The organism is Cytobacillus firmus NBRC 15306 (assembly GCF_001591465.1).
Lineage (GTDB): Bacteria > Bacillota > Bacilli > Bacillales > Cytobacillaceae > Cytobacillus > Cytobacillus firmus.
The window spans coordinates 1-13,245 of record NZ_BCUY01000050.1; the positions used below are offsets into that span (position 1 = coordinate 1).

General features: G+C 41.8%; 15 protein-coding genes. 5 read left to right on the forward strand and 10 right to left on the reverse strand.

What is annotated here, in order from left to right; genetic code table 11:
- Positions 1-124 precede the first annotated feature (124 nt).
- Positions 125-1,237, forward strand: coding sequence for a flavodoxin-dependent (E)-4-hydroxy-3-methylbut-2-enyl-diphosphate synthase (gene ispG / locus BFI01S_RS14110; protein ID WP_172581971.1), 1,113 nt, complete (start codon positions 125-127; stop codon positions 1,235-1,237).
- A gap of 75 nt (positions 1,238-1,312) precedes the next feature.
- On the opposite strand, the gene BFI01S_RS14115 is transcribed toward ispG, so the two are convergent.
- Positions 1,313-1,777 (reverse strand): DUF4190 domain-containing protein, encoded by a 465-nt coding sequence (locus tag BFI01S_RS14115; protein WP_035332696.1) that lies wholly within the window; start codon positions 1,775-1,777, stop codon positions 1,313-1,315.
- 184 nt (positions 1,778-1,961) lie between these two features.
- Here BFI01S_RS14115 and BFI01S_RS14120 point away from each other — a divergent pair, with 184 nt between their 5' ends.
- Positions 1,962-2,546: a nucleotidase gene (locus BFI01S_RS14120; protein WP_035332695.1), complete on the forward strand. Its 585-nt coding sequence runs from the start codon at positions 1,962-1,964 to the stop codon at positions 2,544-2,546.
- A 27-nt stretch (positions 2,547-2,573) separates the two neighbouring features.
- On the opposite strand, the gene zur is transcribed toward BFI01S_RS14120, so the two are convergent.
- The 3 genes from zur to BFI01S_RS14135 are packed head-to-tail and all read right to left on the reverse strand — an operon-like array spanning position 2,574 to position 4,673.
- Positions 2,574-2,984, reverse strand: a complete 411-nt coding sequence (zur, locus tag BFI01S_RS14125) for a zinc uptake transcriptional repressor Zur (protein WP_035332694.1) — start codon at positions 2,982-2,984, stop codon at positions 2,574-2,576.
- A gap of 52 nt (positions 2,985-3,036) precedes the next feature.
- On the reverse strand, positions 3,037-3,879 hold the full coding sequence (locus BFI01S_RS14130; protein WP_061793198.1) for a metal ABC transporter permease: 843 nt from the start codon (positions 3,877-3,879) through the stop codon (positions 3,037-3,039).
- A complete protein-coding gene (locus BFI01S_RS14135; protein WP_035332692.1) occupies positions 3,876-4,673 on the reverse strand; it encodes a metal ABC transporter ATP-binding protein in 798 nt (265 codons plus the stop codon). The genes BFI01S_RS14130 and BFI01S_RS14135 overlap by 4 nt, the downstream gene beginning before the upstream one ends.
- A 158-nt stretch (positions 4,674-4,831) precedes the next feature.
- On the opposite strand from BFI01S_RS14135, the gene BFI01S_RS14140 reads away from it, so the two are divergent.
- A complete protein-coding gene (locus BFI01S_RS14140) occupies positions 4,832-5,086 on the forward strand; it encodes a DUF2624 domain-containing protein (protein WP_035332728.1) in 255 nt (84 codons plus the stop codon).
- A gap of 67 nt (positions 5,087-5,153) precedes the next feature.
- Here BFI01S_RS14140 and BFI01S_RS14145 read toward each other — a convergent pair whose 3' ends face one another.
- Positions 5,154-6,047, reverse strand: a complete 894-nt coding sequence (locus tag BFI01S_RS14145; protein ID WP_061793199.1) for a deoxyribonuclease IV — start codon at positions 6,045-6,047, stop codon at positions 5,154-5,156.
- A 24-nt stretch (positions 6,048-6,071) separates the two neighbouring features.
- Complete coding sequence (locus BFI01S_RS14150) at positions 6,072-7,382, reverse strand: DEAD/DEAH box helicase (RefSeq protein ID WP_061793200.1); 1,311 nt, start codon at positions 7,380-7,382, stop codon at positions 6,072-6,074.
- A gap of 401 nt (positions 7,383-7,783) precedes the next feature.
- Here BFI01S_RS14150 and vrrA point away from each other — a divergent pair, with 401 nt between their 5' ends.
- Together vrrA and BFI01S_RS14160 are read left to right on the forward strand one after the other, a co-directional pair.
- Entirely contained in the window at positions 7,784-8,263 is a 480-nt protein-coding gene (gene vrrA / locus BFI01S_RS14155) for a VrrA/YqfQ family protein (RefSeq protein WP_235192308.1), read from the forward strand.
- Positions 8,264-8,430: 167 nt separating this feature from the next.
- Positions 8,431-9,381, forward strand: coding sequence for a 4-hydroxy-3-methylbut-2-enyl diphosphate reductase (locus BFI01S_RS14160; RefSeq protein ID WP_035332688.1), 951 nt, complete (start codon positions 8,431-8,433; stop codon positions 9,379-9,381).
- A 170-nt stretch (positions 9,382-9,551) separates the two neighbouring features.
- Here the strand turns inward: BFI01S_RS14160 and BFI01S_RS14165 are convergent, their stop codons facing one another.
- From BFI01S_RS14165 to BFI01S_RS14180, 4 genes are all read right to left on the reverse strand, one after another.
- A complete protein-coding gene (locus BFI01S_RS14165; RefSeq protein ID WP_061793201.1) occupies positions 9,552-10,667 on the reverse strand; it encodes a Nif3-like dinuclear metal center hexameric protein in 1,116 nt (371 codons plus the stop codon).
- Positions 10,664-11,371 carry a tRNA (adenine(22)-N(1))-methyltransferase gene (locus BFI01S_RS14170; RefSeq protein ID WP_035332686.1) on the reverse strand — a complete coding sequence of 236 codons (708 nt, stop codon included), beginning with the start codon at positions 11,369-11,371 and terminating at the stop codon, positions 10,664-10,666. Before BFI01S_RS14170 ends, BFI01S_RS14165 begins: the two co-directional genes overlap by 4 nt.
- Before the next feature lie 150 nt (positions 11,372-11,521).
- Positions 11,522-11,887, reverse strand: a complete 366-nt coding sequence (gene cccA / locus BFI01S_RS14175; RefSeq protein ID WP_026583849.1) for a cytochrome c550 — start codon at positions 11,885-11,887, stop codon at positions 11,522-11,524.
- Positions 11,888-12,091: 204 nt separating this feature from the next.
- Positions 12,092-13,231: an acyl-CoA dehydrogenase gene (locus BFI01S_RS14180; protein WP_061793202.1), complete on the reverse strand. Its 1,140-nt coding sequence runs from the start codon at positions 13,229-13,231 to the stop codon at positions 12,092-12,094.
- Between the last annotated feature and the right edge of the window lie 14 nt (positions 13,232-13,245).

Genomic DNA, 13,245 nt, shown 5'->3' on the forward strand with positions numbered 1-13,245 from the left:
CAACTAATCATCATTCTTGTCAACATCAGCGGTTCATTGATACAATAGAGTGGACCTTCTCTAACAGCGTACTACTCAATTGTTGTATGAATAGAATAAAAGGAGCGAATCTCCATTGAGTGAAATAATACATCGCACGAAAACAAGGCCTGTAAAAGTTGGGCCTTTAACAATTGGCGGAAGCAATGAGCTGTTCATTCAGAGCATGACCACAACCAAAACACATGATGTTGAAGCAACTGTAGCCGAAATTAAAAGACTGGAAGAAGCAGGCTGCCAGGTCGTACGTGTTGCTTGCCCTGATGAAAGAGCTGCAAATGCCATAGCAGATATTAAAAGACAAATTAACATACCGCTTGTTGTTGATATCCACTTTGATTACAAGCTGGCTCTAAAGGCTATCGAGGGCGGCGCAGATAAAATCCGCATTAATCCCGGAAATATCGGGAAACGTGAAAAAGTGGAAGCAGTCGTCAAGGCTGCCAAAGCAAAAGGAATACCTATCCGGATTGGGGTAAATGCCGGTTCTCTCGAAAAAAGGATCCTCGAGAAATACGGATACCCTACAGCAGATGGCATGGTTGAAAGTGCCCTCCATCATATCAAAATCTTAGAAGACCTTGATTTCCATGACATCATCGTTTCCATGAAGGCATCCGATGTTAATTTGGCCATTGAGGCTTATGAAAAAGCAGCACAAGCATTTGACTACCCTCTGCATTTAGGTATAACAGAATCAGGCACACTTTTTGCCGGTACTGTGAAAAGCGCCGCTGGGCTCGGAGCAATCTTAAGCAAAGGCATTGGAAATACGTTAAGAATTTCATTGAGCGCTGACCCGGTTGAAGAAGTCAAGGTTGCCCGGGAGCTTCTCAAAGTGTTCGGCTTATCCTCCAATGCCGCTACACTGATCTCCTGTCCAACATGCGGACGGATTGAGATTGACTTAATCAGCATTGCTAATGAAGTGGAAGAATATATTCAAAAAATTAAAGCACCAATTAAGGTTGCTGTATTAGGCTGTGCGGTTAACGGACCTGGTGAAGCCAGGGAAGCTGATATCGGCATTGCCGGAGCCCGGGGAGAAGGCCTTCTGTTCCGCAAAGGCCAGATTGTAAGGAAGGTTCCGGAAGAAACGATGGTTGAAGAACTTAAGATTGAAATCGACAAAATCGCTGAAGAATATTTTGCAAAACAGGAAGAAGAAAAAGCACAGTCAGAAAGCCTGCAGCCATAGAATGAACCGCACGATAATTTAAACAGAAAAGCCTGGCCCAAATTATATTTGGAAGCCAGGCTTTTTTCTTATTTTCTAAAAAAACGGCAGTATAAACATACCGACAATAATGGAAATGGCACCTATGGCAATCGCCCAGCCTCCAAGGCTTTCTGAACCTCTTCTTCTTGCGATAAAACCAAGGACAATTCCTGTTGCTCCAAAAAGAACCGGCAGCACAAACAAAGATAAAATGGAAAGTGCCAGGGCTGCATAACCGACTCCTCTGCCGGCTGCAGCTGTTTCCTTCTCTTCATCCCTGTCCAATGATCTATTATAGACACCTGGCGCTGCTATTTCTGCAGAGGTTTCCTCAGAATAATTTCCCTGAACTGCATCCCTTTGGATTTCTTCATCCCGATCAAGCGATCTGCCATAGACACCTGGCGCCGCTATTTCTGCAGCAGCTTCTTCTGAGTAATCTGCTGCATCTGCTTCACCAATTCGCTCACTGTAACGGAGGTCATATTCTTCATTGGTGCGATCTTGGTCTGCCATCATTATCCCTCTCTTTCTTTGCTGTGTTCCTAAAAAAATTTGCTTAATGGAGCATTTATAGTGTTTGCGATAATAGACTTTTTTAAGATGTTAATGTTTAACTGTCAAACCTGGCCTGCAACACTCTTTTGCAAGGCCCTGACTTTTGTTAAGATAAAGGATATATGCATTAAAGGAGATTATTATAATGAAGAAGCGCTTTGGCATTGATATAGACGGAACGGTTACCAGCCCTGAAGCCATGGTCCCGTATTTAAATGAAGCATTTAATTTGAATATTACCTTAAATGACATTAAGCAATATGATTTAACACCTTTAGTGACGATCTCAGAAGAACAATTTGCACAGTGGTTTTATGAAAATGAGCCCATTATCTACAAAAAATCTCCCCTGGCGAGAGGCGCGAAAGAAGTTCTGACCAAATGGAAACGGGAGCATGAATTGTATTTTATAAGTGCCAGGGGCTCTCACCTGCAGCAAATAACAGAGGAATGGTTTTTAGAGAACGCATTGGAGTTTGATCATATCGAACTGATCGGGAACCATGATAAAATCGAAGCTGCAAAAAAGTATGAGGTGGATATATTCTTGGAAGACAAGCATGATAATGCGGTCATGATCCATGAGGCTTGCGGAATACCTGTCATTTTATTCGATACGCCCTATAATCAGGATCCCCTTCCCAATGGCGTCATTAGAGTCCGAAACTGGAAGGAAGCCAATGCATGGACAGAAGACTGGCTGCAGCAAAAAAGAAGCATGGAAAAATAGCTCCATGCTTCTTTTTTTGTTCCTGTATTAAAAACACTCCGGGCATTTCCCATATATTTCAAATTTATGTCCTGAAACATCATATCCCTTCAGATTTTCCTGCACCTGTTTCATGGGACAGACTTCAATTTCTTTCGTTTTGCCGCAATCCAGGCATATAAAATGATGATGATGATGATCATGAGAGCACGTAAAGCGGAAATGTTTTTCGCCTGACAGCTCTGTCATTTCAAAAATACCCAGTTCCACGAATAACGATAAATTTCTGTAAATGGTATCAAAACTAAGTCCAGGGTAATTATCTTTCATTTTTTCGAGAACATCTTTAGCCGTTATATATTTATCGCTGTCAGCAAACAGCTGAAGCATCTCTTCCCTTTTCCCCGTATGCTTATAGCCTTTATCCTTTAAAAGCTGCATGGCTTCATCAACATTCATTCTTTCCACCTCTTTTTTGCTCTTAAATCATCTCGGATAGAAGTCATTACATTTATGCCGGCTTAATGCCCGCAAGTTTTTTCAGCAATATTGTTGCAATCAGTATTAATACGGCAATCATGACGATTGTTCCGCCCGGGGCCAAATCAATATAGTAGGAAATAGTCAATCCGCCCAGTACAGATATTTCACCAAAAAGCATGGACAGGAAAATCGTCTGCTTGAAGCCTTTTGCAATTCTGATGCTTGCAGCAACAGGCAATGTCATAAGGGAGGAAACTAATAAAATCCCCACTATTCTCATGGAAGCAGCTATAACCAGGGCCACCATCACAATAAATATGAAGTGGACACTTTTAGCAGCTATTCCGGATGCCTTCGCATGCTCTTCATCAAATGACAGCAAAAACAATTCTTTATAGAGCAGGACCACAAGCGCAATGACAAGCACACTGATAATCAAAATAGTCCATAAATCAAGCCGGCTGACTGCACTGACGCTGCCAAACAAATAACTGAATAAATCTGTATTGAATCCGTCAGCGAGTGAAATGAATATGACTCCAAGCCCGATGCCGCCAGATAATATAATGGGAATAGCCAGCTCCTGATAATGCTTATAAACAGCTCTCAGCTTTTCAATAAACAACGACCCGGCTACAGAGAAAGCCATCCCCATATACAAAGGATTCAAACCGCTCAGACCGATAAATTTCTTTTCGAGCAGCAGGCTTGCAGCGATGCCTGCAAGTGTGACATGGCTTAAAGCATCGGCAATTAAAGATAGCCTTCTGACAACAATAAACACACCCAGAAGAGGAGCAATGATCCCGATGATCATTCCAGTTAAAAAAGCATTTTGTAAAAATTCATATTGAAGGATTCCCGAAATCATCTGTCTGCTCCTTTATCGTGGTGGTGGTGATGATGGTGATCATGGTTATGTGTCAGGACATGTACATCGTGTCCGTAGATTTCCGACATTTCATTTTTATTCAAGCTTTCAAATTCTGCTGTATTTCCATGGAAATGCAGATTTTTATTCAGGCATGCCACATGAGTGACTTTATCAGAAATTGTCCCAATATCATGCGTAACAAGCAATAAAGTAATGCCCAGCTCCTTATTTAAATCATCCAGCATTTCATAAAAGGACTGAACATTTTTCACATCCACACCTACTGTAGGTTCATCCAATATTAATAATTTCGGGTCGCTTACCAATGCCCGGGCGATGAAGACCCGCTGCTGCTGCCCGCCTGAAAGCTCGCCAATATTACGTCCTGCATACTCATGCATGCCAACAGATTCAATTGCACGCATGACTTTTGCCTGATCGGCCTTGCCCATAAATTTAAAAAGCCCCAGCTTCTTTGTAAGGCCGCTTGAAACGACTTCAAAGACTGTTGCCGGGAATCCTGTATTAAATGAATTTGCCTTTTGAGAAACAAATCCAATATTCTGCCAATCCTTAAATCGGCTGATTTCCTGGCCGAATAGTTTGACGCTCCCCTTCTGTACTTTTAGCAAATTCAGAATAAGCTTTAAAAGGGTTGATTTACCCGACCCATTGGGACCTACAATTCCGAGGAAATCTCCTGAATTAATGGTCAGATTGATATCCTCAAGAACATTCTCTTTCTCATATCTATAAGAAACATGAGCTATTTCAATTATTGGCTGTTCCATTTTTATCACCTAAAATATTAAGAATCATTACGATTTACTAACACAGTATACAGGAACCTGCATTTAAAGTAAAGGTACATGCTTTTATGGTAAATCTTAAAACTTATTGTCACTATTCACATACTTCGCTCATACAGTACTGAGGAGGAGTGATGAAAATGAAAATATTCGAAAACATCATTAATCATAAATTAAGTAATATAACAGCAGATGAATTATTAAAATATGGAGAGCAGTTCAACATCCAGATAACAAAAGCGCAGGCCCAAAAAATTGCAGATCATTTGAGAGGCAAACAGGTAAACATCTTTGATGACCGGGAAAGGACAAAAATCATAAAGGAAATTGCCAGGATTGCCGGCCCGGAAACTGCAAGGGAAGTAAACAGGCTATTTTTGCAATTTACAAAATAGAACTTAGTTTATGATACTTAATTTTCATGCAAAAAGCTGTGCAGCTCAGGCACAGCTTTTTACTATTTTATACAGCAGTAATAGCTTCTAATAAGCTTTCATTGAATTCCTGGCTGCGCAGCATATCAATTTCATGTTTATAAGGGGCTTTTTTATTATTTTTATCTTCGCCAACATAAGGAGTCTCCAGAATTTTAGGGATATCCTTTAATTGAGGATGATGGACAATATAATTTAACGCGCTGAAGCCGATGTGGCCGAAGCCGATATTTGCATGACGGTCTTTACGCATTCCGCGCTCATTCTTGCTGTCGTTAATATGGAGAACTTTCAGGCGGTCAAGTCCAATAACTTTATCGAATTCGTCCAATACCCCATCAAAATCATTCACAATGTCATATCCTGCATCATGTATATGGCAAGTATCAAAGCATACAGATAAGTGATTGTTATAATTGACTCCCTCTATAATCATAGCCAGCTCTTCAAAGGTTCTCCCGCACTCCGATCCTTTTCCGGCCATGGTCTCAAGTGCGATCTGCACATTTTCTTCGCCGTTTAAGACTTCATTTAAGCCTTCTACGATCTTTTTGATGCCGGCCTCCGTTCCTGCCCCAACATGGGCGCCGGGATGGAGAACGATCTGGTTAGCTCCAATCGCTTCGGTGCGGTCGATTTCAGAGCGAAGAAAATTAACGCCTAATTCAAATGTTGAAGGGTTTACAGTATTCCCGATATTGATAATATAAGGAGCATGTACAACAATATCAGCAATCCCGTTCTCTGCCATATGCTTCAGTCCGGCTTCAATGTTAAGATCTTCGATTTTTTTTCTTCTTGTGTTTTGCGGAGCTCCTGTATAGATCATAAATGTATTGGAGCCATATGAAACAGCTTCTTCACTTGCTGCTAAAAGCATTTTTTTCCCGCTCATGGAAACATGTGATCCAATTTTCAGCATGACAATACCTCTCCCTTTAATTCTTTATTTACGCTTGATTCTTCTTTCGCGTTTTTTTATTTTATCCATTTCCCATTTCATTTTCTTTTTATAGCCTGGTTTTACTTTTTTCGGTTTTTTCACCAATGAAGCGGCTTTTTTATCAATGTCATCTGTTTGTTTCTGTCTTGTTTTCCTCTTATTGCGATTATCCAGATCTGTCCATTCACCTTTTTGCAGATCTTTGTGCCTGAATTCGATCCCCATTTTTTCAAGCCTGTTCAATGCATCCTCATCGGAGATCTCATAGACAGTTAAAGCAATTCCTGAGAAACCTGCACGCGCTGTCCGCCCAACCCGATGTATATAGAAATCAAGATCTGTTGGAAGCTCATAGTTAATTACATGGCTGATTCCCTGTATATCAATGCCCCGGGCAGCCAGGTCTGTAGCCACAATATATTGAAACTCCAGGTCGAGAATCTGCTTCATCATTTTCTTTCGTTCACGCGGGTTAAGGTCCCCATGGATACGTCCAACTTTCAGACCTTTGCTGATTAATCCGTCTGCCACTTCATCTGCTTTTTTCTTGGTGTTGGTGAAAACAATGGCTAAGTAAGGATTTAATGAAGTCAGTGCCTGATAGACCAGCTCCACTTTATTGCGGTGTTTGGACGGCAGAAGCCAGTGCTCAATATTGGCTGCTGCGGCCTGCTTAGGCTCCACGTGAACATACTTAGGATTTTCCATGTATTTTTTCAGGAAAGGCTTCAGCTTCTCTGGAATTGTAGCTGAGAACACCAGCATCTGCAGCTTCTCCGGCATCCTTGCTGCAATCTGATCAACATCTTCAATGAACCCCATATCAAGCATTAAATCTGCTTCATCCACAATAAGAATTTCGGCAGTATGCACAAACAATGCCTGCTCTTTTACAAGGTCATTGATTCTTCCCGGTGTGCCTACAACCACATGAGGCTGTTTTTTTAGTTTTTCAATGGTTCTCTGCTTGTCCGTACCGCCAATATAGCAGCGTGCTGTTATTTCTTCCCCCTCTGAACAATGCTCTGTAACTTTAAGAATTTCATGATAAATTTGATTGGCAAGTTCTCTGGTTGGTGCTGTAATAATAGCCTGAACCTCCTGGCGGGAAGGATCAACCTTTTGAAGGATAGGCAATACATATGAATGCGTTTTTCCTGTGCCTGTCTGTGATTGTCCTATTGCGCTTTCACCCTTCAGCACGGCAGGGATTATTCTTTCTTGAATTTCTGTCGGCTCATAAAAGCCAAAATCTTTAACAGCTTCTATAATAAATGGCTTTAAATTAAATCGGTCAAATTTCGTTTCGTTCATATAAAAAACTCCTCAATTATTCAGATTCGCCTTGGTTCAGGCTGTATCCGAAACATATATTAGTGAGTAAGATCTACTAGTATCAACTGACAACTTGCTGGTTCCGAGCTTTTCTTACATCCTGTTATTATAATAAAGTTTCCTGCAAATAACCACTCAAACCGCATTTATATTTTTATGATGAGCTTTTTAGGTGATTTTATAAATAAATTGGTTCCTTCTGCATTAATGCCTAAACCAAAATGGGATAAACGCATACTTTATAATATGAATTTTTTATTAAAGAAGCAGAAATGTGCAGCGAAAGGAGGCCATTGAATATGATGCCAGGCTCGAGACCCCCTATGCGAGGAGGGATGCACCCGCATCCTTTTATGCCCCCAATGCAGGGAAGACCTCCCATGGGGCCAATGATGAGCGGTCCTCCGGGAATGAAACGAGGAGGAGGATTGCTCTCCAAAATATTAGGAAAAGGAAATGCCCAGCCTACAGCAGGAATGGGAGCTGCCAGAACTGCAGGAGGCTCACAGGCAGGCGGAGGCATCCTTCAGGCAATAAGCAATCCATCTTCCATAAACGGCTTTTTAACCAACACTCAAAAGGTATTAAATACAGCACAGCAGTTCGGACCCATGGTTCAGCAGTATGGGCCGCTGGTCAGGAATCTTCCTGCCATGTGGAAGCTTTATAGAGGCATAAAGGATGCACCTGAAGCTGATGAGAAAGCTTCTGAAGCTAAAGTGGAATCCCCTCAAGCCAATACTGAGAAAAAGAAACAGAATTCGAAGCCAAAAAATACAAAAAAGGAACATGCGATGGAACAGCCCGCTGTCAAGCGATCATCGGCAGAAGGTATCTCCAGACCAAAATTATATATTTAAAGAAAAGGATGCCGGGGCATTCTTTTTTTCTTTTTCCTTAAGAAAATTACTCCTTTTGTATTATCGGTTTATCTCTTATATAATAGAGGTGCAATACGGAGTTTATCCGTTAGAAACAGAACTCAGTTCAATCCATATATAAGCTTTTAATTAGGGAGGATATACAGATGAACGTCATAAAAATCTCTCCTCGGGGGTATTGTTACGGTGTGGTGGATGCAATGGTTATTGCGAGGAACGCTGCACTTGATCCGACTTTGCCGAGACCCATCTATATTTTGGGTATGATCGTCCATAATAAACATGTGACAGATGCTTTTGAAGAGGAAGGCATTGTTACACTCGATGGAAAAGACCGCAAAGAAATCTTAGATAAAGTCGATAAAGGCACTGTCATTTTTACAGCCCACGGCATTTCACCTGAAGTGCGGGAAGCAGCGAAACAAAAAGGCCTTGTGACACTTGATGCAACATGCCCTGATGTAACAAGAACGCATGATCTGATCAGGGAAAAGGAAAAGGAAGGTTTTCAAATCATTTACATTGGCAAAAAAGGCCATCCAGAACCTGAAGGTGCAGTTGGGGTCGCTCCTCATGCAGTTCATTTAGTGCAGACTGTTGAGGATGTAAATGAACTTAACATGCAGGCTGATAAAATACTGGTGACAAATCAGACTACAATGAGCCAATGGGATGTTGTCCATGTAATGGATCAGATAAAGGAAAAATACCCGCACGCAGAATTCCACAAAGAAATCTGCATGGCTACCCAGGTCCGCCAGGAAGCAGTAGCAGAGCAAGCTGGACAGGCCGATGTATTAATCGTTGTGGGTGACCCGAAGAGCAATAACTCCAATCGTCTTGCACAGGTATCAGAAGAAATTGCCGGTACAAAAGCCTACCGCATTGCTGATATTACTGAACTGGATTTGAATTGGATTAAAGATGCATCAACAGTTGCCGTTACAGCAGGAGCCTCAACCCCAACACCGATTACAAAGGAAGTTATTACTTTCCTTGAACAATTTGATCCGGCTGATGAGTCCACATGGTCACGCGAAAAGAAAGTGCCGTTAAATAAAATACTTCCGAAAGTAAAGAAGCCAGCAAAGTTATAAGAAAAGCGGAAGTGAATATAAGAAAAGCGCAAGCGCCTTGCCCACCCCCTACAAGCATACCTCGAGGGGGTAGGCGCTGGAGCTAGACAGTTATCGACCTTCAAAGTTTTATACTTTCTTATCTTTTAATAAACAGAACCGGCCCTGAGGGAAGCCGGTTCTGTTGTTTATTAGACAAATTTAAACGGATCTGTATGAACTTCGGAAGGGAAAATGGATACGTTATATCCTTTTTCTTTACACATCTGAGATAATTTTTTGGTGACTCCTTTTTTCATTACCTTTTCCACATTATGGCCGGGATCAACGATATTCAGGCCCATCATCATTGCGTCATGCGCAACATGGTAATACATGTCTCCAGTCACATATACATCAGCACCCTTCATCTTTGCTGACATAAAGTACTTGTTTCCATCTCCACCCAGAACAGCAACTTTCTTCACTTTTGACGAAAAGTCGCCCACTACACGGACTCCCTCCACTTCAAGTGTTTGTTTTACATGCTCTGCAAATTCCTCCAGAGTCATCTCGCTAATTTCTCCAATTTTACCCAGACCCAGAACTTCACCCTTGTTTTCAAGCTTATAAATATCATAGGCAACTTCTTCATAAGGATGGTTTTTGAACATGGCAGACAGCACTTTCTTTTCTATTTGTTCAGGAAAAATAGTCTCAATGCAGACTTCTTCCACAGTCTCGAGCTTACCCTGCTGGCCGATATGCGGATTGGCCTCCTCATTAGGCTTAAACTGCCCTGTTCCACGGGATGCAAACGAACAATGACTGTAATTTCCAATTGAACCTGCCCCTGCGTTTCCGAGCGCTTGCCTTAGTGACTCAGCATTTTCTTCAGGTACATACACAGCGAGCTTTTTCAACACAGTTTCATATGTGGGATATAAGACTTCCGTATTGGAAAGCTTCAGTGCATCAGCCAGCATATCATTGACCCCGCCTTTGGTGATATCCAAATTCGTATGTGCTGCATAAACAGCTATATCATGTTTGATAAGCTTTTCAATAATTCTTCCTGCTGGAGTATCAGTGGGAATTTTTTGCAGAGGTCTGTAGATTAAAGGATGATGAGCAATGATCAGCTGCACTTTCTTTTCAATTGCCTCATCAACGACTTCCTCCAGAACATCAAGGGCAACCATGACATTTTCAACAGGAGTGTTAAGCCTGCCAACCTGGAGGCCAATCTTGTCTCCATCCATCGCATACCCTTTTGGGGAAAACTGTTCAAATAGTTGGATAATCTCATGTCCATTTATTTTTTTCACTGCATCAGTACCTCCTCTGTCATTTTGATTTTCTCCTTTAACTCCTGTTTTCTCTTCTCTGTTTCACTGGAGTATGCTGCTTTTTCAAGCTGCAAAAGGATTCTCTCCCAATTCTTCTTTTCACCGAGCCACTTGTTTTGAAATACGGAAGATTTTTGCTCCATAAGAAAAGGGCCCATCAGCAAACCTTGTTCTTTATTCTTGTAGGGTTTTAATGGCTCTCCTTTTTCAGCTGCAAGGATTTCATAGATCTTTCCGTCTTCTTCAAGAATTTCTTCGGCTATTAGCTCCCAGCCATTTTCAATCAGCCAGCTTCTAATCGAGATGGCACTTAAATTTGGCTGGAGAATAAGCCTCTTTACAGAAGCAAGCTTGCTCTTCCCCTCTTCAAGAATGCTCGCAATTAAAGCTCCTCCCATGCCTGCAATGGTGATGCAGTCAACTTCATTTGGCCCAATCACTTCAAGCCCGTTTCCTTTTCTTACGGAAATCTGATTTTCGAGCCCTTCCATTTTTACCTGTTTTTTGGCAGATTGATAAGGACCCTCCACCACTTCACCAGCAACAGCAAAAGGGACAATCCCTTTCTTTACTGCATAGCATGGCAAATACGCGTGGTCTGAGCCTATATCAGCTACTCGTGCGCCTGAGGGAATATAATTTGTTACAGCTTCAAGCCGATTTGATAATTTTTTTGTATTCATTCTGTCACCACTTATTTATGTATTGTAAAAAGCGCATAGCGCCTGCTCTTCCTGAGAGAAAAGCTAAAAAAGCTATCGTCAATTTTCGATAGCCTTTCTTATAGTATAAAAAAAGTCCTTTACATATGCAAAGGACTTTCATTATAGGTATTACTTAAGGCCTGCTAACCATTCAGCCATTTCGGCAGCTTTGTCTTGAGGCACTAATCCTGGAGGCATTGAGCCTTTACCGTTTACTACGATATCTGCGATCTCATCCTGTGATAAACGATCGCCTACACCTGTTAGAGCAGGACCAACTCCGCCTTGATACTGGTCACCGTGACATCCGATACAGCTCTTCTGGTAAATTTCTTCAGGGGTCGCAGCTGCAGTTTCTTCAGTTTCAGCACCGCCGCCTTCCTGCTCTTTTGCAAGCTCTTCCATATCGCCAAGACCTTTAAAAGAAACTAGGAACATTGCTACCACACCAAAAACCATAATTAACACAAATGGAATGATTGGATTGCGATTCATGATTTAACCTCCCTTATGTAAGCACATTCAGTTTAAGTAAGTATACAAACAATCTCTATTTTACTTTAAAAAAGACAGAAGGAAAAGCCCTATTATAAACTTTGTCAAATCTTGTTCATAAAATGGACAAAAACTCCATCTTGAGGATGGAGTTTTTGCTAATTATTTCACCTGCATATCTCATTCATACCATACAATATAATTTTAGCATCCGATGAGGCGCGCAATGACCATTCTTTGTACTTCAGAGGTCCCTTCACCGATCTCTGTGAGCTTACCGTCCCTCATGTACCGCTCTACATGATATTCCTTCATATAGCCGTATCCGCCGTGGATCTGAACAGCCTGGTCGGCGATTTCCATACAGATTTCAGAGGCATAGAGCTTGCACATAGAAGCTTCTTTGGCAAATGGTTTTCCCTGGTCTTTCAGCCAGGCAGCCTTGTAGACCATATTTCGTGCCAATTCAATTTTCATCGCCATATCTGCAAGTTTAAATTGAATTGCTTGGAAGTTTGAGAGAGAACGGCCGAACTGCTGGCGCTCTTTTGCATATTGAAGTGCCTTTTCGTAAGCAGCCTGCGCTATCCCCAAAGCCATTGCTCCAATACCAATACGCCCTCCATCCAGTGTAATTAAAAACTGTTTGAAGCCCTCGCCTTTTTTGCCGAGCAAGTGCTCAGTCGGAACGCGTACGTCTTCAAGTACAAGTTCAGTTGTATTCGAGGCATTGAGTCCCATTTTTTCATAATTATCGATAACGGTAAATCCTTCTGCATCCGTTGGCACAATAATCGCACTGATTTCTTTTTTACCATCCACTTCCCCTGTGACTGCAGTCAAAGCTAAATGCTTCGCATAGCTGGCATTCGTAATGAAGCATTTATTACCATTAATGATATATTCACCATCTTTTTCGACAGCTGTTGTTCTAGTACCGCCAGCATCGGAGCCTGCGTTAGGCTCTGTCAGCCCGAAAGCTCCAAAAGACTCACCTGTACAAATTGGCACCAGATACTTTTGCTTCTGCTCTTCGGTCCCGAATAAATAAAGCGGCGCTCCGCCAAGTGAAATATGCGCCGAGTAAGTGATACCGGTAGACGCGCATGCTCTGCTCAACTCCTCTGTTACAATAGCAAAGCTTACAGTATCTGCCCCTGCGCCGCCATATTCTTCAGGGAAAGGAAGCCCCATCAAACCAAGGTCAGCCATTTTCTTAAATACTTCTATTGGAAATTCCTTAGTACGGTCTCTTTCCAAAGCTCCCGGTGCCACTTCTTCCTGAGCAAATTCCCTGATTGTTTTAAGGATCATATTCTGTTCTGCAGTCAAATCAAAATTCATGTAAATCCCCCTTA